General features: G+C 61.2%; 19 protein-coding genes and 1 pseudogene. 13 read left to right on the forward strand and 7 right to left on the reverse strand.

Annotation, left to right across the window (positions count from 1 at the left end; genetic code table 11):
- Window positions 1-122: 122 nt before the first annotated feature.
- Both CIT31_RS19635 and CIT31_RS19640 read right to left on the reverse strand, forming a co-directional pair.
- Window positions 123-1,901: an NAD(P)/FAD-dependent oxidoreductase gene (locus CIT31_RS19635; protein ID WP_095519994.1), complete on the reverse strand. Its 1,779-nt coding sequence runs from the start codon at window positions 1,899-1,901 to the stop codon at window positions 123-125.
- 83 nt (window positions 1,902-1,984) lie between these two features.
- Entirely contained in the window at window positions 1,985-2,944 is a 960-nt protein-coding gene (locus tag CIT31_RS19640) for a MurR/RpiR family transcriptional regulator (protein ID WP_095519995.1), read from the reverse strand.
- 273 nt (window positions 2,945-3,217) lie between these two features.
- Between CIT31_RS19640 and CIT31_RS19645 the strand changes: the two genes are divergently transcribed.
- The 4 genes from CIT31_RS19645 to CIT31_RS19660 all read left to right on the forward strand — a co-directional run bounded on the left by CIT31_RS19645 (window position 3,218) and on the right by CIT31_RS19660 (window position 7,359).
- Entirely contained in the window at window positions 3,218-4,045 is an 828-nt protein-coding gene (locus CIT31_RS19645; RefSeq protein ID WP_095520164.1) for an ABC transporter ATP-binding protein, read from the forward strand.
- On the forward strand, window positions 4,042-4,902 hold the full coding sequence (locus CIT31_RS19650) for an ABC transporter permease (RefSeq protein WP_095519996.1): 861 nt from the start codon (window positions 4,042-4,044) through the stop codon (window positions 4,900-4,902). The genes CIT31_RS19645 and CIT31_RS19650 overlap by 4 nt, the downstream gene beginning before the upstream one ends.
- A 131-nt stretch (window positions 4,903-5,033) precedes the next feature.
- Window positions 5,034-6,200 carry an ABC transporter substrate-binding protein gene (locus CIT31_RS19655; RefSeq protein WP_095519997.1) on the forward strand — a complete coding sequence of 389 codons (1,167 nt, stop codon included), beginning with the start codon at window positions 5,034-5,036 and terminating at the stop codon, window positions 6,198-6,200.
- 67 nt (window positions 6,201-6,267) lie between these two features.
- Window positions 6,268-7,359 carry a Gfo/Idh/MocA family protein gene (locus CIT31_RS19660; protein WP_095520165.1) on the forward strand — a complete coding sequence of 364 codons (1,092 nt, stop codon included), beginning with the start codon at window positions 6,268-6,270 and terminating at the stop codon, window positions 7,357-7,359.
- A gap of 439 nt (window positions 7,360-7,798) precedes the next feature.
- Here the strand turns inward: CIT31_RS19660 and CIT31_RS33885 are convergent, their stop codons facing one another.
- Entirely contained in the window at window positions 7,799-8,155 is a 357-nt protein-coding gene (locus tag CIT31_RS33885) for a hypothetical protein (protein WP_065006520.1), read from the reverse strand.
- Window positions 8,156-8,587: 432 nt separating this feature from the next.
- Here CIT31_RS33885 and CIT31_RS36100 point away from each other — a divergent pair.
- The 4 genes and pseudogenes from CIT31_RS36100 to CIT31_RS19680 form a co-directional block, all read left to right on the forward strand.
- Window positions 8,588-8,668, forward strand: a pseudogene (locus CIT31_RS36100) (DUF2726 domain-containing protein); the annotation flags it as partial.
- A gap of 638 nt (window positions 8,669-9,306) precedes the next feature.
- Complete coding sequence (locus CIT31_RS19670) at window positions 9,307-10,521, forward strand: glycosyltransferase family protein (RefSeq protein ID WP_065006521.1); 1,215 nt, start codon at window positions 9,307-9,309, stop codon at window positions 10,519-10,521.
- A 1-nt stretch (window position 10,522) separates the two neighbouring features.
- Window positions 10,523-11,767, forward strand: coding sequence for a glycosyltransferase (locus tag CIT31_RS19675; protein WP_095519999.1), 1,245 nt, complete (start codon window positions 10,523-10,525; stop codon window positions 11,765-11,767).
- Complete coding sequence (locus CIT31_RS19680; RefSeq protein WP_095520000.1) at window positions 11,764-12,939, forward strand: glycosyltransferase family protein; 1,176 nt, start codon at window positions 11,764-11,766, stop codon at window positions 12,937-12,939. The genes CIT31_RS19675 and CIT31_RS19680 overlap by 4 nt, the downstream gene beginning before the upstream one ends.
- Before the next feature lie 119 nt (window positions 12,940-13,058).
- Here CIT31_RS19680 and CIT31_RS19685 read toward each other — a convergent pair whose 3' ends face one another.
- Window positions 13,059-13,733, reverse strand: a complete 675-nt coding sequence (locus CIT31_RS19685) for a class I SAM-dependent methyltransferase (protein WP_425350622.1) — start codon at window positions 13,731-13,733, stop codon at window positions 13,059-13,061.
- Window positions 13,730-14,167: a hypothetical protein gene (locus CIT31_RS34325; RefSeq protein ID WP_165778510.1), complete on the reverse strand. Its 438-nt coding sequence runs from the start codon at window positions 14,165-14,167 to the stop codon at window positions 13,730-13,732. Before CIT31_RS34325 ends, CIT31_RS19685 begins: the two co-directional genes overlap by 4 nt.
- Before the next feature lie 29 nt (window positions 14,168-14,196).
- Here CIT31_RS34325 and CIT31_RS19695 point away from each other — a divergent pair, with 29 nt between their 5' ends.
- The 3 genes from CIT31_RS19695 to CIT31_RS19705 all read left to right on the forward strand — a co-directional run bounded on the left by CIT31_RS19695 (window position 14,197) and on the right by CIT31_RS19705 (window position 18,653).
- Window positions 14,197-16,911 (forward strand): ABC transporter transmembrane domain-containing protein, encoded by a 2,715-nt coding sequence (locus tag CIT31_RS19695; RefSeq protein ID WP_095520002.1) that lies wholly within the window; start codon window positions 14,197-14,199, stop codon window positions 16,909-16,911.
- 303 nt (window positions 16,912-17,214) lie between these two features.
- Entirely contained in the window at window positions 17,215-17,664 is a 450-nt protein-coding gene (locus tag CIT31_RS19700) for a cyclic nucleotide-binding domain-containing protein (protein ID WP_029349567.1), read from the forward strand.
- Between the two features lie 134 nt (window positions 17,665-17,798).
- Entirely contained in the window at window positions 17,799-18,653 is an 855-nt protein-coding gene (locus CIT31_RS19705; RefSeq protein WP_095520003.1) for an MBL fold metallo-hydrolase, read from the forward strand.
- A 1-nt stretch (window position 18,654) separates the two neighbouring features.
- Here the strand turns inward: CIT31_RS19705 and CIT31_RS19710 are convergent, their stop codons facing one another.
- Both CIT31_RS19710 and CIT31_RS19715 read right to left on the reverse strand, forming a co-directional pair.
- The gene (locus CIT31_RS19710; protein ID WP_095520004.1) at window positions 18,655-19,419 is read right to left on the reverse strand and encodes a polysaccharide deacetylase family protein; all 765 of its coding nucleotides are present in this window, start codon (window positions 19,417-19,419) and stop codon (window positions 18,655-18,657) included.
- Window positions 19,416-20,504, reverse strand: coding sequence for a glycosyltransferase family 4 protein (locus tag CIT31_RS19715; RefSeq protein ID WP_095520005.1), 1,089 nt, complete (start codon window positions 20,502-20,504; stop codon window positions 19,416-19,418). The genes CIT31_RS19710 and CIT31_RS19715 overlap by 4 nt, the downstream gene beginning before the upstream one ends.
- A 92-nt stretch (window positions 20,505-20,596) precedes the next feature.
- Here CIT31_RS19715 and CIT31_RS19720 point away from each other — a divergent pair, with 92 nt between their 5' ends.
- Both CIT31_RS19720 and CIT31_RS19725 read left to right on the forward strand, forming a co-directional pair.
- Window positions 20,597-21,757: a DUF3095 domain-containing protein gene (locus CIT31_RS19720; RefSeq protein WP_095520167.1), complete on the forward strand. Its 1,161-nt coding sequence runs from the start codon at window positions 20,597-20,599 to the stop codon at window positions 21,755-21,757.
- Between the two features lie 113 nt (window positions 21,758-21,870).
- On the forward strand, window positions 21,871-23,214 hold the full coding sequence (locus tag CIT31_RS19725) for a nucleotide sugar dehydrogenase (protein ID WP_095520006.1): 1,344 nt from the start codon (window positions 21,871-21,873) through the stop codon (window positions 23,212-23,214).
- Window positions 23,215-23,260: the final 46 nt, after the last annotated feature.

Consider the following 23,260-nt stretch of genomic DNA (forward strand, 5'->3'; position numbering starts at 1 on the left):
GTCGGTTCGACCGGGCTCGCCTTCCTGCAACGGATGGAAGTTGGCGCTCGACGCGCGGCGACCCCCTCTGGCCTGCCGGCCATCTCCCCCTCAAGGGACCCTCAAGGGGGGAGATTACAGCTTCACGCCGGCGCCCCATAAACCGGCGTCGGAATTCCTTCCATCCGCGCCTTGATCTGCAGCGCAACGAACTTCGAATAGAAGCGCGATAGCGCCAAATTGCCACCGTGGAACCATAGCGCTTCCTGCGCCGTCGGCTTCCACATGTTGCGCAATTCGCCTTGCCATGGTCCGGGATCGCCTTTCACGCCCGAGCCAATCCCCCAGCATGGGCCGACCTTGTCGGCGACCTGGCGCGAGACGACCGCCGCCACGGTCTCGTTCATCGATTGATAGCCGGTGCAGGAGATGACCGCATCGGCCGCCAGTTCGGTGCCGTCATCGAACAGGATGCCTGTCGGCGTCAGCGACTTGATGTCGACGCCGCTGCGGATGCCGATCTCGCCGTCGATGATCAGATCGGAAGCGCCGACGTCGATGTAATAGCCCGAGCCGGTGCGGTAGGCCTTCATCAGCAGCCCGGTCTCGTCGTCGCCGAAATCGATGGCGAAGCCGGCGTTGCGTAAGCGGTCGTAGAAGGCCGCGTCGCGCGTCTTGATGATGTCGTAGAGCGCCCGCTGGCTTTGCGGCAGCAGCGCGAACGGCGTCGAGGCGACGATCATGTCCGCTTTTTCGGTGGTGATGCCGCGCGCCAGCGCATTTTCCGAAAAGATCTCGAACCCGACCTCCATCAGCGTGTCTGATTTGACCACCGTCGTCGGCGAGCGCTGGATCATGGTGACCTCAGCACCACTTTCCCAGAGGTCGACCGCGACATCGTGCCCCGAACTTGCCGCGCCGAGGACCGCGACGCGTCTGCCGCGGAAATTCTCGCCGCTGGAATACTGGCTGGAGTGCAGGATCTCTCCCAAGAAGGTCGCGGCGCCGGGGAGGTCGATCTGCCTCGGTGGGCCATAGGCGCCGGTTGCGAAGACGATATGCTTGGGTTTCAGCGTGATGCGCTCGCCGGCGCGATCGACCTCGACCGTCCAGACCTTTTCGGCCTCGTCATAGCTGGCGCTGACGCATTTCGTAGAGGTCCAGTAATTGAGCTCCATGACGCGCGTGTACATTTCCAGCCAGTCGCCCATCTTGTCCTTGGGCGTGAACACCGGCCAGTTTTCCGGAAACGGGATGTAGGGCAGATGGTCGTACCAGACCGGGTCGTGCAGCACGAGCGAGCGATAGCGGTTGCGCCAGGAATCGCCGGCCCGCGCATTCTTCTCGATGATGACGGCCGGCACGCCGAGCTGCCTGAGCCGTGCCCCCAGCATGATGCCGCCCTGGCCGCCGCCGATGACCAGACAGGAGGGCTGCTCAATGGCGCCGAGATCACGCGCCTCGCGCGCTCTCGCCTCTGCCCAAGTCTCGCGGTCCGGGTCGGCCTTGTGGCGTACACCCAAAGGCCGCGCCGGCCCTTTGCGCTCCTCAAAGCCCTTGAGATCGCTCATCGCCGTGAACAGCGTTCGGCATCGGCCGTCCTGCAGGCGCATGATGCCTTGGCCCCACGCCGATGATGTCTCGAAGGTGAACCAGGCCTCGACGATGCCTTCGTCGGAGCTCGCCTCACCATTGAGCTGCCAGGCGGTCGGCCTTGTCGTGGCCAGTGTGGCTTCCAGCATGTCGCGGATCGCCGCACGGCCTTCCATCGTCTTGATGTTCCAGGTGAAGGTCAGCAGATCGCGCCAGTAGCAGTCTTCTACGAACAGATTGACTGCGGCTTCGGCATCGCCCGCGTCGAGCGACCGGGCGAGGGAGGAAAACCAGGTGGCCGCCTGTTTCGATGGTGCCAAGTCGAGCATTTGTGGTCCTTCTACCTTTCCAAGTCGGCGCCGCCGCGCCTTTCCTTCTTCCACAACAAGGGGAAAAGGAGAAGCCGCGCCCCTCAATCCCCCAGCGGTTCCATCTCCTTGCCCGTCCTGTGGATCTGGGCGTTGTATTTGATGCGGCGGACCGTTTCGCGGGCCGAGCCGTCGAGCTTGTAGGCGGCCGCCACGGCCATCAGGTCGATCGCGGCGAGGAAAGCAAAACGCGAGGCGGTCGGCTTCAGCGTGTCGGGATATTCGGGAACCGCTACCGTCAGCCTGACGTCGCAGGCGCGGGCAAGGTCGGTGTCGGGCGCGGTCACGCCGATCGCGTTGGCGCGGTAATGCTTGGCGAGCTCGACGGCCTCGATCACCTCGCGCGTGCGTCCGGTCGCCGAGATGGCGATCACAAGATCGCTGGGCTTCAAGGTCGAGGCGGTCATCCGCATCAGATACGGATCGCATTGGGCGCTGACGGTGATGCCGTAGCGGAACAGCCGGTACTGGGTCTCCTGCGCCAGCGCCGACGAGCTGCCGCCAAGGCCGAACACCGTGACCTGGCGCGCCTTGGCGATGAACTCGGCGGCCTTCACCAGCTGCGCCGGATCAAGCTGCCGTTCGGCCTCCTGCAGCGCTCGGCGGGCCTCGCCGAACACGGCATTCCAGAACGGCATGCCATTGTCGCTGCTGGTGGGCGGCGGCTTGCTCAGATAGAGCGCGCCGACGACGAGGCTCTGCGCCAGCTTCAGCTTGAAGTCGCGCACGCCCTCGCAGCCGATGGCGCGGCAGAACCGGGTCACCGTGGGTTCGCTGACCTGGGCGCGCTGGGCGAGCACGGCATTGGAGGCGTCGACCGCGAACCTGACGTCGTCGAGCACGACATCGGCGACGCGCCGCTCAGCCGGGCGCAATTCACCGTAAGAGTCCTTGACCAGCGAAATGATGTCGGGGATGCGCCTGACATGATCGCGCCCATCTGGATCGCGCCCATCCGGGTCGCCGTCCGAGGTCGGCCGCCCCTGGCCGTCAGCTTCGGTCATGAGTCATCCCTGCCGTTCGTGGAAGTCGACCTGTATCATGTTTGCGCACCGCTTGCCTGCTTCGCCTCACGCGGTCGGTGTCCCGAAGTATGTAGGAAAGCAACAAGCTTTTCAAGAAATAGAAAAGGCAATCCAAACAATGATGTAACCGTGGTACAAACGATCTCTCTGACTAGAGCAGCGGTCGCCGCTTGACAGTAAAGTAGGATAGTTACAGACTGATTTTTGCGAACGGATGACCCAATGGATCATCGCGCAACCTGCGAGGGGCGCATGAACGCGGGCAGTGCAAAAACCCCGAAGCTTGGCGTGCAGGCCGCGACCAAGATCTATCATATGGCTTCCGGCGACCTTCTGGCGCTGGATCGCTGCAGCCTCGACGTTCACGCCAATGAGATCGTCTCGATCGTCGGCCCCTCCGGCTGCGGCAAGACCACGCTTTTGTGGTCGATGTCCGGCCTGCATCGCCTGTCCAGCGGGACAATCCGGCTCGACGGCAGAGAGATCACCGGGCCGCATCCGGATATCGGCATCGTCTTCCAGGAGGCAAACCTGCTGCCCTGGCGCAATCTTGACGCCAACATCCATTTTCCCTTCGAGATCAAGGGCGAGAAGCCGGATCGCGCCTGGATCGCCCATCTCGTCAATCGTGTTGGGCTCGACGGCTTCGGCGGCAAGTTTCCGCGCGAGCTCTCGGGCGGCATGCAGCAGCGAGCTGCGATCGTGCGGGCGCTGGCGCTGAAGCCCTCGGTGCTTTTGATGGACGAGCCGTTCGGTGCACTCGACAGTTTCACCCGCGAAGAGATGAACCGTCTCGTCGAGGAGATCTGGCTCGACACCAAAACCACCATCGTCTTCATCACCCACAGCATCGAGGAGGCGATCTTCCTGTCCGACAGGGTGGTGGTGCTGAGCGCGCGGCCGGGGCGCGTCGCCCAGGAATATCGCGTGCCGTTTGCGCGCCCGCGCTCGCTGGAGATCATGGCGACAAAAGAAGTCTTCGACCTCACAAACACGATCAAGATGGACATCGTCGGCGAACGCGTACGACCGAAGGCGCGGGAGCGCGGCACCGCAGAAATTGTGAGGATCAGGCCGTGAGCGAAGGCGACGCCATACCGGAATTCTCCAAAACCAAGGCGGGCGCCAAAGCCGGCGAAGGTCACGACGTCAGCCTGACCAATCTTTCGGCGTTTGCCAGCGGGCCCGGCATCAGGTCGGGCGCCGAGGTCGCGGCCATCATCGCTGTCGCGGTGGTCATCATCGGCGGCATCGAGCTGGCGCTGCGGCTGTTCAATGTGCCGCACTACATCATGCCGGGGCCAAGCGCGATCGCCTACGCGCTGTACGACGAGTTCCCGCTGATCGCGCCGCATCTCGGCTATACGCTGGTCGAGCTGGTCTCCGGCTTCTCGATCGGCGCCATTATCGGCCTGGTGATGGCCGCGGTGATCACGCAATTCCCGTTCGCCGAAAAGATCGTCGCGCCCTACATCCTGATCCTGGTCACCACGCCGATGCTGGCGTTGGTGCCGCTTCTTATCCTGCGCTTCGGCTTCGGTTACACGCCGCGCATCATCGCGGTCGCGCTTGCCGCCGGGCCGATGGTGATGATCAATGCGGCGACGGGCTTTCGCCGCGTCGACAGCGCCAAGATCGCGCTGGCGCGTTCCTATGGCGCCAGCACCTTGCAGATATTCTGGAAGATCCGCGCGCCGATGGCGCTGCCGATGATCCTTGTTGGCCTGATGATCGGCGCGATCTTCGGGCTGCTGACCGCGGTGGGCGCCGAGATGGTCGGCGGCGGCTTCGGCCTCGGCAACCGGCTGACCACCTATTCGTCGATGATCCAGATGCCGCAATTCTTCGCGGTGGTTCTGATCCTCTCGACCCTCGGCATCCTGATCTACGTGCTGTTCTTCCTGATCGGCAAGAAGTGGGCGAGCTGGGAGGCGTAGTGCATGTCGCCCAGAGTGCGCAGCGGTTTTGGGTTACGACGTAAAACGAGGACTTAGCGCGCGGGGCAATGATGGCGCCTGGGAGGCGGGCGACAGGTGAGAAACTATCGGCCAACAAAAGGGGAAATGCCATGACCAAGGAAAGTCACATCAGTTTCAAGGCGGGGATCAGCCGCCGCTATTTTCTGCAAGTCACCGGAGCAGGCGTGGTGACCGCCACCGCGCTCGGCGCCTCGGCGTTCAGGGCACAGGCCGAGCCATACGGCAAGTTCACCTGGATTTCGCCGCGCGGCACGCTCGAAGTGCTCGACGACTATCCCTATTGGGCGGCCAAGAAGGCAGGCTATTTCGGCGACCTCGACACCGACATGCAGCCGGGCCCGTCGGACGGCACCGCGACGGTGAAGTTCGTCGATGTCGGCCAGGCTGACATGGGCTTTCCCTCGCCCGGCGTCTTCTCCTTCGCCATCCAGAACGGCATGAAGCTCAAATCCGTGTTTCACATGGGGGCGCGCGACACGTTCAGCTTCGCCTTCCGCAAGGGCGAGGGAACGAACGACCTGAAGACGCTCGAGGGCAAGACCATCCTGCTCGGCTCCGCCGCATGGCAGTCGATCACCGATCCGCTGCTGGCCTCGCAAGGCGTCGACATCAAGAAAGTCAAGTATGTCGAGGCAGGCTGGCCGACCTGGGGCACCGCACTGGCCGGCGGCCAAGGCGATGCGGCGCTGTCGTGGGAAGGGCTGCGGGCCGAATGGATCGCCAAGAACCTCGACTTCGAATACTGGCTCGGCGTGCAGAACTCGAAGCTGCCGGCGAACACTTTCGTCGTGCGGTCGGCCGATCTCGATGATCCCGACCGCAAGGCGTTCCTGGAGAAATACCTGCGCGGCTGGGCGATGGGCCTGGAATTCGGCTACCAGAATCCGCGCGCGGCCGTCGAAGCGGTGTTCGAGCAGTTCCCGACGCTGGCCAAGAATCTCGGGCCTGAGCTCGGCACCACCTCGATCCTGCAGCAGATCAACGTCTTCCGTGGCGACATGGATAAGCGCGAAGGCTGGGGTTCGCACGACATGGCGAGCTGGCAGGGCTTCTTCGACCAGATCCACAAGATCGGCCAGATCAGCAGTCCGGTGAAGGCCGAGGACGTCTGCACCAACGAACTGATCGGCCCGGCCAATGATTTCGACAAGGCCAAGGTCAAGGCCGATGCCGACGGCGCCAAGCTGTCGGAGGGCTTTGCTGCGCTCGACGTCGAGAAGATCAAGGCGCATCTGTTCGACTCAGCGGTCAAGTAGGGCACTTGGTGACGATATGGGCGGCGATTGGGTCGCCGCCCCAACTAAATCAAAAAGGGAGGTGGCTTTGACCGATAAGGTGAAAGTGCTAGTGATTGGTCTCGGCAATATGGGCGCGTCGCATGCCAGCGCCTATCACAGGCTAGACGGTTTTGAGATCGTCGGCATCATGAGCCGCACGATCAAGAGCAACACGAAGATTCCGGCGGAATTAGCCGGCTATCCGCTCTATGAGGATTTCGACCGGGCGCTGAACGAGACCAGGCCGGATGCCGTTTCCATCAACAGCTGGCCCAACACGCATGCCGAATATGCGCTGAAGGCGATTGCCGCGGGCTGCCACGTGTTCATGGAAAAGCCGCTCGCCACCAATATCGAAGATGCCGAAAAGGTCGTCGCTGCGGCCCGCGCCAGGAACCGCAAACTGGTGCTCGGTTATATCCTGCGCGTCCACCCGTCATGGATCAAGTTCATCGAAGTCGGCAAGACGCTCGGCAAGCCGCTGGTCATGCGCCTCAACCTCAACCAGCAGAGCAGCGGCAGCGCCTGGCACTGGCACAAGAACCTGATCGATTCGCTGATCCCGATTGTCGATTGCGGCGTGCACTATGTCGATGTGATGTGCCAGCTGACCGGCGCCAAACCGGTCCGCGTTCACGGCGTCGGCGCGAAATTGTGGGCCGATGCCGCCAAGCAGAATTATGGCCATCTGCACGTAACCTTCGATGACGGTTCGGTCGGCTGGTATGAGGCGGGCTGGGGGCCGATGATGAGCGAGACGGCCTATTTCGTGAAGGACGTGGTCGGCCCCAAGGGCGCGGTCTCGATCGTCGCCGGCCAGACGGCAAGCAGCGCAGCCGAACTCGCCGAGGTGTCGAACTCAGCCGATATCGACCGGCACACCAAGACCGACGCGCTAAAGATCCACTATGCCGAGGTCGACGGCGACAAGAATTTCAAGAAGCCCGACGAGATCGTCAGCATGGAGGACGAGCCCGGCCACCAGGAGCTTTGCGACCGCGAGCAGGCATTCTTCCTGCGCGCCATCCGCGAGGATCTTGATCTGTCCGAGCAGATGGATGCCGCGGTCAACAGCCTGCGCATCGTGCTCGCCGCCGAGCAGAGCATCGAAGAAGGGCGGACCGTCGAGTTGGGGTAAGGTGATCCGGCTGCGGGCTCGAAGAAGAGATGCCAGCAAGGCCAGTCGCCTCAGACGAATGAGCGACCCCGTGTTGAGCGTTTAAGGGCCGATCCTGGCGCCGCCCCTCATCGCCCTGCCGGGCACTTCTCCCCGTATAGGGACGGGGAGAAGAACGCCTTCGCTAAGGATTCCGCCAATCTCTGGCGTTGCAGAGAGGAAACGGCCACGGTTAGTGGCCAATTGAGCGCCCACGCAAAAACGCACCACCGGCCCGAAGCCGGTGGTGCTCTCTGGACAGTCTGTAGGGGCAGGACCGTTCCAGGGATCCCTTAGGATCGGACTCAAATGTCGGCTTTTCCTTCACCCATGGCATCGGCCGAACAGATGAAGGAGCCTGCCAACTGGCTAAGAATCTCGACAGTGCGATGCGCCGCCGAGCAGCGCATGATTTGCAATATTATTCGGCCGCGTCAGGAATTTCGCCGGAGGTGTCGTCGGAAGTCTCTGCCGGATCGGCCTTTCTTGCCAGGAACTTGTCCAAGGCTGCCTGCAAGGACAGGGTGGCCTGCGGTGAGGCCGGCGTCGTAGAAACGACAGCCATCGCATGGGCAATTCCCCGAGTGGACTTGTCCTTGGCCGCCGCAGACGTTGCGGCTCCGTGTCCCTGCGATCCAGCCCCAGCCGAATTTCCGCCATTGCCGTTGCTCGCGCCGTTACCCTTCCCGCCGCCATTGCCGCCGGGTCCGGCGAGGACTGGAGACGCGACAAGGGCGAGAGCGGCGACCGTTGCGAACAGACTGGTTCGAGTTTTCATAATTCCTCCTTCGAGCCGCCCTCCCGCCAGGAAAGAATATGAGGACTCTCTAATATGAAAGGTCCACTATCGGCCAGTTTGATTTAAATCCACCTGTCCGCAAGGGACCTTGGTCCGAAATTGAAAGGCAAAGGTCCTAGACTCTACTTGGGGACGTATTTGGCGCGGCGAACAAAGCGCCTGCTGGCCACGGGCAGCTGGCGAAGCGACAAGCTCGCTCCGTCTGCCGGGTGATGCCGTGCTGCCACCAAAACGAAAAAGCCGCGGCGAACCGCGGCTTTCGATGCTTGATTCCTGGAAGGAAACTGGAGCGGGTGAAGCGATTCGAATGCTCGACCCCAGCCTTTGATGAGTATGCTGGAGCTGATCGGCTCGCCGAGCATTCAGATCTTCCGGTCGCTCCAACCTTAAAGTCAAACGCTCCGCTCCCTGGTTGTTGCCGGGCACACTACCTCTTCCGAGCTCCGGCGGCTGGTCGAGAAACTCGTAGACAAGCCAAAAGAGGCTCAGTAGTAGCGACCGCCGCTGCTATCGGCAGCACAAAGCGAGCAGCTGTGCTCTTTTACAAAAAAGGGCTGCTGGTCCGCATGCTTGTTAGGAACGAATCGACATTGCACAATTGGATGCGCTGGCTTTAGCTCGCTGGCGCTTCCTTGTGACCCGATTCCAAGGTAGGAGCGAAGCCATTCCTCTCGAGCCGCCCTCCCGCCAGCATGGTATGTGAGGACTGTCCAATATGAAAGGTCCACTATCAGCCAGTTTGGTGCTACCCCAAAAACCAAAAAGCCGCGCCGAACCGCGGCTTTTCGATGTTTGATACCCCGGAAGGAAATTGGAGCGGGTGAAGTGATTCGAACGCTCGACCCAACCTTGAAAACGTCAATTTCTGCCAACGCCGCCCTATCCGAATTTCCGCTACCAGAATCCGAGATGATCAACACCAATGAAATGATGCAGCTTCTTCTGGACCACGTGACAAGCGGGCAGCTGAGCAGACGCAGCTTCCTGGCTTCAGCATATGGATCCTCTTGGGTAATACGAATTGAAAATTGCGCCCTCATGTTTCAAAACAGGTCGGTAGACCCGCGAGGATGGTTTCGTGCGGGGTCGTCCACGGTCCTCAAGCCGAGAATTCTAAAAGACGTTCAACAATGACCCAGCACGTACAAAACGCTCGAATTCTCATGTACAGCCACGACACGTTCGGGCTCGGCCACTTGCAGCGCTGCCGGACGATCGCGCATTCGCTGGTCGAGGATTTCCGCGGTCTTCAGGTGCTTATCATTTCGGGTGCGACTATCGCTGGCGCCTTCGACTACCGCGCCCGTGTCGACTTCGTGAAGATCCCCAGCGTCATCAAGTTGCGCAACGGCGAATACACCTCGCTGGAAAAGGATATCGATCTGCATGAGACGCTAAGGATGCGCCAGTCGATCATCCGCCATACAGCCGAGACCTTCCGGCCGGATATCTTCATCGTCGACAAGGAACCGCTCGGCCTGCGCGGTGAGATCGAGGACACGCTCTCCTACCTCAAGACGCGGGGCACCACGCTCGTGCTTGGCCTGCGCGAGGTGATGGACGCGCCGCATCTGCTCGAAGCAGAGTGGGCACGCAGGGATGTGATGCGCAAGATAGGCCTGTTCTACGACAAGATCTGGGCCTATGGTCCGCCGGATTTCTACGATCCGTTGACCGGCCTGGAGGTGCCGCCGGCTATCAGGGCAAAGATGAAGTTCGTCGGTTTCCTGCAACGGAGCCTGCAGAAGAACGAGTTGCCCGGCCACCGGCCCGAGGGCGACTATATCCTCGTTACCACCGGTGGCGGCGGTGACGGCGCCGATCTGATCCACAGCGTCATCGATGCCTATCAGCAGGATCCGCAATTGCAGCATAGGGCGTTGATCGTGCTTGGGCCTTACATGCCGGCGCGCAAGCGCAACAAGCTGCTCAAGAAGGGGTCCAAGATCCCCTATATCAGGATCATCGAGTTCGACAACCGCATGGAAGAGCTGATTGCCGGCGCCAAGGCGGTCGTGGCGATGGGCGGTTACAACACCTATTGCGAGATACTGTCGTTCGACAAGCCGGCGCTGATCGTGCCGCGCGTCAAGCCCCGCGAGGAACAACTGATCCGAGCACGGCGCGCAGCCGAACTCGGCCTCATCGAAATGCTTTTGCCGGAAGAAGCCGAGGATTCCCAGCGGTTTGCCAATGCACTGGAGGTGCTGCCGGACCGGCCCGGCCCATCGCAGAGCCATCCGCATCTGACGCTGGAAGGGCTGCCTCACATTTCCGAAATCGTCGCGGAACTGCTCGACCGGCGGGGCGGCCATCACCTTTCGGTCATTGAAGGCATGAACTGAGTTGCAACATCGCAAGGTCGTCGTGGTTCTGAAGGGCTATCCGCGGCTGTCGGAAACGTTCATCGCGCAGGAACTGCTCGGTCTGGAGCGTGCGGGGTTCGACCTGATACTGGTCTCGCTCAGGCGGCCGACCGACGCAAAACGCCACCCCGTGCATGACGAGATCAAAGCGCCCGTCCATTATCTGCCGGAATATCTGCATGAAGAGCCGCTACGCGTGGTTCGCTCGCTGTTTGCTTATCTGCTGCGGCCGGGCTTCTGGCGCGCGCTCCGATCGCTGGCTACCGATATCCGCCGCGACTTTACGCGCAATCGCGCGCGCCGCTTCGGGCAAGCGCTCGTGCTGGCGGCCGAATGGCCGGAAGGCGCGGGCTGGCTGCATGCACATTTCGCGCACACACCGGCATCGGTGACGCGCTATGCCAGCCAGCTTCGTGGCCTGCCCTGGAGCTGCTCGGCCCACGCCAAGGACATCTGGACTTCGGCGGACTGGGATCTGGCTGGCAAGCTTTCCTCGGCGCGCTGGACGGTCACTTGCACAAAAGCCGGCTTCGACCGTCTGAAAAAACTCGCTAACGGCAACTCGTCTGTGCATCTGAGCTATCATGGGCTCGACCTTGATCGCTTCGGCGGTTTCGGCGAGGCGCGAAAACAGCATGACGGCTCGGCGCCGGATGAACCGGTTATCGTTCTGAGCGTCGGGCGCGCCGTTGAAAAGAAAGGTTACGATACCTTGCTGGAGGCCCTTGCCCTCTTGCCTGGTGATTTGGCGTGGCGTTTCGAGCATATCGGCGGCGGCGAGGAACTGGAACGGTTCAAGGCGCTGGCGCAAAAGCTCGGCCTGGATGGTCGCGTCTCCTGGAAAGGCGCGCTTGCGCAGGAGGAGGTGCTTGAGCACTACCGCTGCGCCGACATCTTCGCCCTGGCCTGCAGGATCGCCGCAAATGGCGACCGGGACGGTCTGCCGAATGTTCTGGTGGAGGCGGCTAGCCAGCGACTTGCCTGCGTGTCGACCGATATTTCCGGCGTGCCGGAGCTTTTATCGCCGGATGAAACCGGGCTGCTGGTTCCGACGGAAGACCCAATTGCCCTGGCACGGGCGCTGGAGCGCCTGATCCGTGATCCCGTGCTGCGCGCCCGCCTCGGCGACGCCGCAGAGCGGCGCGTGCGCGGCAATTTCGATCATATGGCAAGCATTGGACAGCTCAAGGAACTGTTCGAGCGGGAGTGGCGGGCCGCCGAATGAAGCGGCTGCGCGCTTTCTTCTATGTCCAGCACCTGCTCGGTATCGGCCATCTCGCGCGCGCCAGCCGCATTGCGGCGGCTCTGGTCGATGACGGGTTTGACGTAACCGTCGTGACCGGCGGAGCGCCGATCGCGGGGTTTCCGGGACTGGGTGTAAAATCTGTAACCCTGCCACCTGTCACCTCCGGTGATGAAGGATTTTCCGGACTTGTCGACCTGCAGGGCAATCCGATCGACGATGATTTCAAGAAATGGCGTTCAGAGATGCTGCTGCAGGCATTCCGGGATTGCAGGCCTGATATCGTCATTGTCGAGGCGTTTCCATTTGGACGCCGGCAGATGCGTTTCGAACTCCTGCCGCTGATCGAGGCCATCGACGCGACGTCACCCAGACCGCTGCTGGCGACGTCCGTCCGTGATATCCTTCAGGAGCGCGTCAAGCCGGGCCGAAACGAGGAAACGGTCGATCTCATCAACAGGCATTTCGACCTTGTCATGATCCACGGCGATCCGGGTTTCGCAACCATCGACAAGACATTTCCACTGGCTGGGGCGATCAAAGCCGAGGTCACCTACACAGGGCTCGTTGCCGCGCCGCCATCGCCCGCGGCCTCCGAGCGCTTCGACGTTCTGGTGTCGGTTGGCGGCGGGGCTGCCGGAAAGAGCCTTGTCAGATCCACCATCGTAGCGGCGCGGCATGCCAGCAACGCTTGGAAATGGTGTTTGATCACCGGCCCAAACCTGCCGAAAGACGAGTTTGACGCGATCGCACGCGATGCCTCGCCGGTCCTGTCCATCTTCCGGTTCCGCGAGGATTTCGCCAGCCTGCTGACCGGCGCCCGCCTGTCGGTGTCGCAGGCGGGTTACAACACGGTCTGCGATGTCCTGCGCGCGGGTTGTCGCTCCCTGCTCGTTCCATTTGCAGCCGGCGGGGAAACCGAACAGACCGTTCGCAGCCTGAGGCTCGAAGAACTCGGTCTTGCGACCATGCTGACGGAAAAGGACCTAACGCCCGAACGTTTGGGGCAAGCGATCGAACAGGCGCTTGTGGGACCGACGCCATCCGAGCATCGTCTCGATCTGGAAGGCGCGCGTCGGTCGGCGCAAATTCTGCGCGAGCGGTATAGAACAATGGTCCCTAAAAATGGGGCCCGGTTTCGGAAAAGTTCATGATCAAACAAACGATATGCTAACGCGCGTCGAGTCTGGTGAGATTCGTGCGACGCGCTTCAAGTCCTTGTTTTTATGCATGTCGTTGTCCCAAAACTGCTACGCACTTTTGGGCGAATGCATTAAACAGTTCCAATCAGCATGAAGCGTGTATAATTTTTTGTCGGCAGTTCGCCGGAGAACCGCACCTCCCGTAGCGTCGCCATTGCTTCGAAGGCTGCAAGTGAAGCCACGCAGTTGATGTGCGTCGGCTCGCTGAAATAATCGTTCGATTGCAGCAGTACATTCGTGCCCCGCGGAAGCAGAGCAAGCCAGGCGGGCAGATCGGCTATGTGTTCGCAGCTCGTATTGACCACCAGGTCGGGCCGCACGGCCGCATAGTCGAGTGCGTACATATCTGCCGTCAGCGCCCGGAACCGGTCGCCGGCTTCCCGGTTGAGGGTCCGGGCGACCGGCGCGACTTCGGGATCGATGTCGATGCTATCGACCGCCGCGATGTCGAAGCGGGCGTCGTTGAAAAGCATTGCCGGCAATACGCCGTACCATCCACCCAGAACCCATACGCGCCCGAACCGGCCGCCGCAGCTTTCGAACAGCCTGTAGAGCGCCCACATCTTGCAGGCGACCTGCTTGTGGTTGAAGGCGTTTGCGATATCGGCCTTCGGATGCTTGGTGATGACGCGCGCCAGCCCTGCCACGAGAGGGCAGTTGACATAGGCAGCAATTCCCCGCGTGAGGTCCAAGGCTTGCTCGTGCCAGCCCATGCCGGCATTGCGGGGTTGCGTGACATCCATCATATTTGTCTTGTATGTTGGGATTTCGGGCGACACAACGCAATCTTGCCTCCCACAAGGCTGTTTGATTCGCGGACGTGATTATGCAGCAAGCCGCTTCGACATTGCCCGGTGCCGGAGAGAGCCTGTTGCATCTGTCCGGACCATCGGCGTCCATTCGCCAGCACCAGCGGCGTAGCTGCGGCCTCGTGCTGCTCGGCTATTCGCAAAAACCCTACGGAAGCCGCAAACCGTCTGGCCAGCTGCTTTCTTCGCTGATCAACAATGCCCATAACGTTGTCATCGACCATGCGGCGGAACTGGATCGCGCCGCCTCGCAGGTTCCTTCCATCGTTGAGCGCAGGACAATCTCCGTGCGCTGCAGCTTCGAGCTTCTCGTTGCCGACGAAGAGATTGCCGATACGCCATTCGCCAGCAGGTGCTTTTACATCCTGCATCCTTCCAACTGAAGGGCCCACAGCCGCATATGGAACCCAGCCTAGCCCGCTATATCTGGACGCACACCAAGAAGCAGCAGCTCTGGATATTGATGATCGTCGTGCTTTCGATGATCCCGTATTTCATGTCCTTCGACCTGCCGAAGCTGATCATCAACGGCCCGATCCAAGGTAGCGGCTTCGAGCAACCGGGCGCGACCCAGCCATTCATGAGGCTGCACTATAACCTGCCGTTCATCGGAGAGGTCCAGTTCTTCTCCGGTTTTCAGCTCGACCGCAAGGCGACGCTGTTTGCCCTGAGCCTTGTGTTCCTCTTGCTAGTCGTCATCAACGGCCTGTTCAAACTCTACATCAACACCTACAAGGGCCGCCTCGGCGAACGCATGCTGCGGCGTATCCGCTTCGATCTGGTGGATCGTGTGCTGCGGTTTCCACCGTTTTACTTCAAGCGAGTGAAATCCGCCGAAGTGGCGACCATGGTGAAGGACGAGGTGGAGCCGCTGGGCGGCTTCATCGGCGATGCCTTCGTGCAGCCGGTGCTGCTCGGCGGCCAGGCGCTGACGGCCATGCTGTTCATCGTGGTCCAGAACTTCTGGCTCGGAATGATAGCGGTCGTGATCGTGGCGATCCAGATCGTGCTCATCCCGCGAATGCGGCGGCGGCTGATTGTGCTCGGGCGCGAACGGCAGTTGACGGCGCGCGCGCTTTCGGGCCGGGTTGGCGAAATCGTCGACGGGATTGGCGCGGTTCACGTCCACGACACATCAAACTACGAGCGCGCCGACATAGCTGCCCGGCTCGGGCTCATCTTCAAGATCCGCTTCGATCTTTACCAATGGAAATTCATGGTGAAGTTCCTCAACAATTTTCTCGCGCAGGTCACGCCCTTTCTGTTCTACATGATCGGCGGGTATCTGGTCATCCAGGGGCGGCTGGACGTCGGCCAGCTCGTGGCCGTGATCAGCGCCTATAAGGAACTGCCCGGACCGATGAAGGAACTGATCGACTGGGATCAGGCGCGGCAGGATATCCAGGTCAAATATCAGCAGGTCGTTGAACAATTCACCGTCGATGGTCTCATTGCGCCGAGAATCGGGGCATTGACGATCGACGATCCCGAACCGATGACCAAACCCCTGTCCGCGATCGGTCTGTCCATAGCAGACGATGGCGGTGGAATGCTCCTCGACCGTATCTCCCTGCAGGTCAAGCCGGGTGAGACGGTGGCGCTGGTTAGTACCGCAACAGGTGGAGCCGAGGCGCTTGCAGAAGCCTTCGCGCGGCTGAACTGGCCGGACAGCGGAAGGGTCGCTTCGGGCGCCGACGATCTGCTTGAACTCCCCGAAGCAGTGACCGGCCGGCGCATGTCCTATGCCTCGTCGGATGTTTTCCTGTTCCAGGCAAGCCTCCGCGATAACCTGCTCTACGGGTTGAAGCATGCGCCGCTGACATCGGTGCCTTATGACGGTGCTGCGGCAGACCAGCACCGCTGGAACATCCACGAGGCGCGCCGGTCGGGCAATCCGGATCTGGATATCCACAGCGACTGGATCAACTATGCTTCCGCTGGCGCTACCGGCCCGCACGACCTCTTTGAAGCCGTGCGCCGGGTGCTCGACGCGGTTGTTCTGTCGCGCGATATTCTGGATCTTGGCTTGCGCTCTTCGGCCGACCTGACGCGTCACACGGAGCTTGCCAGGCGGATCGTCGAACTGCGTGCGGCGCTGCGAACCCGGCTGGAACACGAAGGGCTGAGCGAACTGGTGGTTCCTTTCGAACCGGGCGCCTACAACAAGGAAGCAACGATTGGCCAAAACCTGCTCTTCGGCGCTGCCGCCGGGCCCGAACTGGCCGACAGGGCTCTGGCGGCCAATCCCTATTTTGCTTCTGTGCTGAGGCAAGCCGGCCTCGACCGCACGCTCTACGAAATGGGCATGGAGATCGCCGAACAGGCGATCGAGCTGTTTGCCGACCTGCCGCCCGATCACCAGTTCTTCCAGCAGCTCGCCTTCATGAGCGCCGAGGAGATACCCGCCTACGAAACCTTGCTGCAACGGCTCAAGAACCGTCCCCACGAGGCGGTTTCGGAGAGCGACCGCGCCATGATTGTCACCTTGAGCTTTGCCTATATCGAGCCCCGGTACCGCTTCGGCCTGCTGAGCGACGAGCTGATGAGCAAGATCGTCGCTGCACGCAACCTGTTCTACGAAAACCTGCCGCCCGAGCTGCAAAATGCGATCGAACGGTATGATCCTGCAAAATACATAGCCGCGGCCACCGTCATGGATAATGTCCTGTTCGGGCGTGTGGGCAACAACCATCCCGACGCGCCGGACCGCATACGCTCCATCGTCTATGACATTCTTGACGAACTTGGGCTTTATGCCGAACTTCTGGATGTCGGCCTGGACTTCAATGTCGGCTCCGGCGGCAGGCGGCTGACCGGTGGACAGCGACAGAAGCTCGATGTTGCCCGGGCCCTGCTCAAGCGTCCTGATTTTCTCATTCTCAACCGGCCGCTGTCGGCGCTCGACCAGCGCATGCAGGATAAGGTGCTGCGAAACGTGCTCGAGGATGCCAGGCGCGACGGCCATTCGCCGGCAATTGTGTGGGTCGTGACGAATCCGGCGATGGGGATGATGTTCGATCGCGTTATCGTCTTCGACTCGGGCAAATTGGTGGAAGACGGAACACCCGAGACACTTTTGGCAGGGAACGGTATATTCAAGGAACTGCTGTCATAGAGCAACGGACATTCAGATGGGATCATTCTGCCGGTGCGAATTTGCTGCAAGACCAAGGCATTCGGCAAAGGGCGTAGCGGGACTGCATCCGCGCCGAAAACCGAAGGATTTGCCGCAAATTCACCCGGCTCTTCGGGTTCCGGCTGGCGAAGCCCATTTTGTCAGCGGCATCGCCCGATCGCTCGACATCGGGCTTGCCACCTTTCGCGTGGTTCGTCTCGCCATCCCGGAAACAGAATTGATTCCATCTGGGCGACCGTTGCTCTAGTCTGGCACACGCGAATTTTGGGAAGGTTTGCGACAATGCTGCTCAAGGACGAAGTTGGAATGCTGCAACGCGTTCCCTTGTTCTCTGCCATCGAGCCGACAAAGCTCAAGCTGCTTGCGTTCACATCCGATCGTGTGAGCTACAGTGCCGGCCAGATCCTTTTCCGGCAGGGCGACGAGGGAGACGCCGCCTATGTCATCCTTTCAGGCAGGGCGGATATCCTGGTCGATTCCGACAGCGGACCGATAAAAGTTGCCGAACTGGAGCCAAATTCGATTGTTGGCGAGATCGCCATATTGTGCAACAGCTCCCGCACGGCCACCGTCAGAGCGGCAAGTCCGCTGGAAGCGTTGAGAATCAGCAAGGATCATTTCCTGAGGCTTATGAAGGAGTTCCCGGAAATGACCATCGAGATATTGAGGGTTCTTGCCGATCGCCTAAGCCATACGACCGCGGATCTGATCGATGCACGAAGCGCCAAATAACGGATGACGTCCGCTCGATCCTCGCCGTCGTGATGGCACCGGCCTCTTGCTGAGAAGGTCACCCGGGAAAACCTGTCTCGCCTAGCAGCAGTTGTTTGGCTACGATGGGCGACGGGGGACTGCGAAGGGGTAGCATGGACGACGACGTTTTCCTGGTCAGGTTTTGGGGCGTGCGCGGCAGCATTTCGGTATCGGGGCCAGAATTCTCTCGCTATGGCGGCAACACAATCTGCATTGAGATGCGATGCGGTAAGCATACGCTTTTATTCGACGCAGGCTCTGGCCTACGACCTGCCGGCGGGGCGCTTCAGGCTCTGGGCGTGACCGATTTCGACCTGCTTTTCACCCATTGCCATTACGATCACATCATCGGGTTGCCGTCTTTTGCGCCGATCTATGACCGGAGCGTTAAGGTTACGCTTTGGTCCGGGCATCTTGCAGGACACATGACGACCCGGCAAATGGTCGATAAGTTCATGCGGCCGCCATGGTTTCCGATGAAACTGGAGTTCTGCAAGGCAAGGCTCGACTATCGCGATTTCGTATCCGGAGACGTGCTTCGGCCGCGCGAAGGGGTGGTGGTCCGAACCGGCAGTCTTACCCATCCGGGTGGCTGCATAGGCTACCGGGTCGAATGGGGCGGCCGCGTCGTGGCGGTGATAACAGACACTGAGCACGAGCCGAACAAACTCGATCAGGCGGTGCTCGGCCTGATTGAAGATGCCGACCTCGTCGTTTACGATTGCACCTACACCGAGGAGGAAATGGAACGCCGCCGCGGTTACGGGCACTCGACATGGCAACAGGGCGCCAAGCTCTGTGAGGCGGCCGGTGCGCGCGGGCTTGCGCTGTTTCACCACGATCCGACACGCACCGACGAGGAACTGGACGAGATCGAGAAACTGGCCAAAGACAGGTTTGCCGGCGCTTTTGCCGCGCGGGATGGCCAGACGCTCACATTTCCAGTCTCATTGCACAAAAAGCGCTGAGCTATTTTCCTCTACCGGCGCTGCGCCCGATCAGTGTCCTGATCGGAAGCCATGCGCAGGCTTCACTCTGTGCTGTGACTGTGAATAGCCGTTCGAGGAAAAGCCAGGCCGATTCATCATGTACGAGATGGTGGGTGAGCAGGCCGACCGGTTCGCCGCCGTCGAATGCACGCTGCAATTGCGCGATGATAGCCTGAACCAATAGGCCATAATCGCGGCAGCCGCGCGTGCCATGCCAGTCCATGATGTCGACATTGCTGTTGATGACCGCCAGTGAAGCCGGCTTCGGCGGCCCATAGACCGACAATGCCGCAAATCCTATCGATCCAAGGTCGGATACCAAGCCGGCGTCGATCCTGTTCCAGGGTGGCACCAGCATCGGAACGGCACGTGCGCCGTGCAGGCCGGTTACGTGCGACAGCCCGCGAGCCAGATCATCGAGCACCACCTCACGCGGCCGATGCGCGCCGAGCTCCTGCTTTTTCTGGTCCTCGGGCGCATGATTTCGGTGCGTCCAACCATGGATGGCGACCGTGGCATGCGGCGCCTCGTCAAGCCGGGCGACAAGCTTCTCACCAGTCAGGGCCGGAATGACGGCCAGAGTGACCGGAACCGCGAATTCACCGGTGAGGTCGAGCAGCCGATCAAGCGCCGGCGTCGGCTCCACGGCGTCATCGTCACGCAGCCAGAACTCTGCCTTACGGTCCGCCCGTTGCCGGCACGCCAGTTCTTCCACCAAGGGCTGCCAGATCTGATCGGATGTCATGAAACCGGGATCCTCGCAAGAAGTTCGCCCAGACGCGCCGCTGCAACACCGAGGGAGCGTTCTTCGAGGATGAAACGTCTGGCTTCCGCGGCCATGATGGTTCTTTCGTCGTTACGGGCCAGAAGCCTTTCAATGGCAGATGCGAACGCCGCCACATCGCCCGCCGGGGTGAGAAACCCGGTCTGGCCATCCCGCACGACCTCCGGCACGCCGGCGATGTCCTGAGCCACCACCGGAAGACCGGCGGCCTGTGCTTCAAGATAGGCAACACCATAGGCCTCGCCGTAACCCGGCCAGACGTAAATTCCCCCACCGTAGAGGACGTCCGGCACGGCGGCTGGCTCAATCGCGCCAAGCCATTCGATACGGTCGGCGGGCAAGCCGGCGAATTGCGCTTTGATCTCGTCACGGGCAGGCCCATCCCCGACCACCGACATGGTCCAGGGCAGGTGGCCGATCGGACCGAGCGCCTGCGCCAGCATGCGATAGCTTTCGACTTTGTCGCCCGGGCGCATCATGGCGACGGTAACGAGGCGCGTCGGACAACCCCTTGCCGGCATTTCCCCGAATACCGATGTGTCGATGAAGGGCGAAAGCATACCGAGAGCGGCGTCGGGAATCGCATCCATCAGTCCCTGACGATCCCTTAGCGTGAAGCAGATGTTCAGCGCTGCCTGTTCGACGGCTCGCGCCACCAACGCTTGGGTATCGCCCCACAAACCGACGTTGCGCCGCCTCGAATAGGAGGCTTCCGCTGTCACATAGGGGATAGCAAAGGCCGACGCCAGCTCGGGTCCGATCAGGTCGGGCGCCTTGTAATAGGGATGATAGGAGAACCAGAGATCGGGCTTGCCGTCACGATCCCAAAGCCTTGTCAGCCGCGCGGCTTCCTCTCGGGCCTCGATCTTGAGCGCAGCGAAACTTTTCGACTCCGGTTCGCGTAGATAGAAGCGCAATTCGGATACTAGTTCGACGCTATGCCCTCCATGCTCCAGCGCCTTGACCAGCATCCGTGCCATCTGGCGGTCGCCGGAGGCAACGGGATGATTGGGCGACTTCAGCGGCGCGTAGAAGGCAATTCGCATCGCCGGACCCTATCATCGGAATGCCCGTGCAAGTCAATTTCGAAGCATGATCGACTTCACCCTCAAGCAGTGGAATGTGCTATTTGATGCTCATGGAAACAGCTGCCGCGTCCGACCCGTTTGTCGCTTCCTTGCCGGTCTTCGCAAAGTTCGAAAGCGTTGCCGATATCGATAACTATCGGCCTCTCCCGGATGGCTGGGCGCTGGCCACCGCCGACATCGTCGGCTCGACCAAGGCGATCGGGGCTGGGCGCTATAAAACCGTCAATATGGCCGGCGCGAGCGTCATTTCGGCGCTGCTCAATGCGCTGGGTCGGCAAGATCTTCCCTTTGTCTTCGGCGGCGACGGCGCGCTCGTGGCGTTTCCCGGCTCGGCGCTGGAGATCACCCGCAACGCGCTGGCGGTTGTCCAGAGATGGGTGGCGGACGAACTGGACCTGACCTTGCGAGCCGCAATCGTGCCGATAAAGGATATAAGAGCGCAAGGCCTCGACGTTCGCGTGGCGAGGTTCCGGGCCTCCGAAGCGGTCTTCTATGCCATGTTCGCCGGCGGTGGCGGCAGTTGGGCGGAAGCCGAGATGAAAGCGGGGCGCTACCGCATCGATCCTGCGCCAGCCGGCGCGCGGCCGGATCTGACCGGCCTCTCCTGCCGCTGGGACCCGATCGAAGCCCGGCATGGCGAAATCGTCTCGATCATAGCCATACCGGGGGCGTCGCGCGACTTGCGCGGTTTTCAGTTTCTGGCTTCCGACATCATCGCTCTTGCCGGCAGGCAGGAACGCGATGGCCACCCGGTCCCGGTGAACGGGCCGGGCTTCAGTTTTCCGCCCGCCGGCCTCGATATCGAGGCGCGGGCCATGGCGCCGGCAGGATGGCGATGGCTGTCGAAGCTGTGGATATTGTTTCTGATGACGCTTACGGCTGTCACCGACAGGTATGGCTGGACGATCGGCAGTTTCGATCCGAAGGTCTACAAACGCGACGTGGCCAGCAATTCGGATTTCCGGAAGTTCGACGACGGCTTGAAGATGACCATCGACGTTGACGCGGATGTGTTGCAACGGATCGAGAACCGGCTGAAACAGGCGGAAGAGGCGGGCATCTGCAACTATGGCCTGCACCGCCAGAAATCGGCCTTGATGACATGCCTGGTCGCCTCGCCGCTGCAGCGCGACCACGTTCATTTCATCGATGGCGCCGCCGGCGGCTATGCGATGGCCGCCGCAAGCCTGAAGGCGAAGGTGCCGGTCTGACGACGGCTTGCGGAAATCGATTTTCCGCAATATGCCTCGGGGTTCTTGGGGAACCAGGTGAGCCTCGCAATGGGGAGCGGACGGCCTGTCCGAATTGAACGGAAAGCAGATTTTTGGACGCCTCACGATCGACATATGACCGTCTTCTGAACCGGATTTCGACGCGCGCCGCGCAAGTCGGCGTGATTGGACTGGGCTATGTCGGGTTGCCGCTGGCGGTTGCGATCGCACGCGGCGGCTTCCCGGTTTCCGGCTTCGACGTCGAAGCCCAGAAGGTCGAGAACCTGAACAACGGCCAATCCTACATTGAGGCGGTGACATCGACGGCCCTTGCCGGCCAGGTGGCGAGCGGACGGTTCCGCGCCACTGCGGATTTTGCCGAACTGGCCGTCTGCGATGTCATCATCATCTGCGTTCCGACACCGCTGACGAAAAACCGTGAGCCGGACCTCTCCTTTGTCAGGAACACGGCAGGCACCATCGCGAAGCATCTGCGTCTCGGCCAGCTGATCGTGCTGGAATCGACCACCTATCCCGGCACCACCGACGACGTGATCAAGCCCATACTGGAAGAAACCGGCTTGCAGTCGAAGATAGACTTCTTCCTCGGCTTCTCGCCCGAACGCGAGGATCCCGGCAATCGTAGCTTTGAAGTCGCGACGATCCCCAAGGTCGTGGCAGGCGACGGCATTGAAGCGGCGACGCTCGTGCAGGCTTTCTACCAGGGCGTGGTCAAGACCGTCGTTCCGGTTTCCACCACGGCGACCGCCGAGGCGGTCAAGCTGACGGAAAACATCTTCCGCTCGGTCAACATAGCCCTGGTCAACGAGTTGAAGGTCGTGCTCGGTGCGATGGGCATCGACATCTGGGAGGTGATCGAGGCGGCAAAGAGCAAGCCCTTCGGCTACATGCCTTTCTATCCTGGCCCCGGACTTGGCGGGCACTGCGTTCCGATCGATCCCTTCTACTTGACGTGGAAGGCGCGCGAATACGAACTGCCGACCCGCTTCATCGAACTGGCGGCAGAGATCAACACGGCCATGCCGCGTCATGTGGTCGATGAACTGGCGAAGGCGCTGGACCGGCGCTGCGGCAAGGCGCTCAGCCGCTCGCGCATTCTCATCATCGGGCTCGCCTATAAGAAGAATGTGCCCGACATCCGCGAAAGCCCCTCATTGCGGCTCATTGAACTCATCGAGGAATGGGGCGGCAAGGCGGAATTCCACGATCCGCATGTTACCGAGATCCCGACCACACGGGAGCATATGGCGATCAAGGGGCGGCGCTCGGTCGAATTGACCGAGGCGGCCCTGAAGGATTTCGACGCTGTCGTCGTTGCAACCGACCACGAGGCGATCGACTATCAGGCGATCGCTGATCACGCTCTTCTGATCGTCGACACACGCAATGTTTTTGGCCGCCTCGGGCTAGCCCGAGAGACTGTGGTGAAGGCCTGACGGCGTCTGAGCCGGCGAATTTTTTACCTGATGGCAGGATCATGAT

This window comes from Mesorhizobium wenxiniae (assembly GCF_002284535.1).
Lineage (GTDB): Bacteria > Pseudomonadota > Alphaproteobacteria > Rhizobiales > Rhizobiaceae > Mesorhizobium > Mesorhizobium wenxiniae.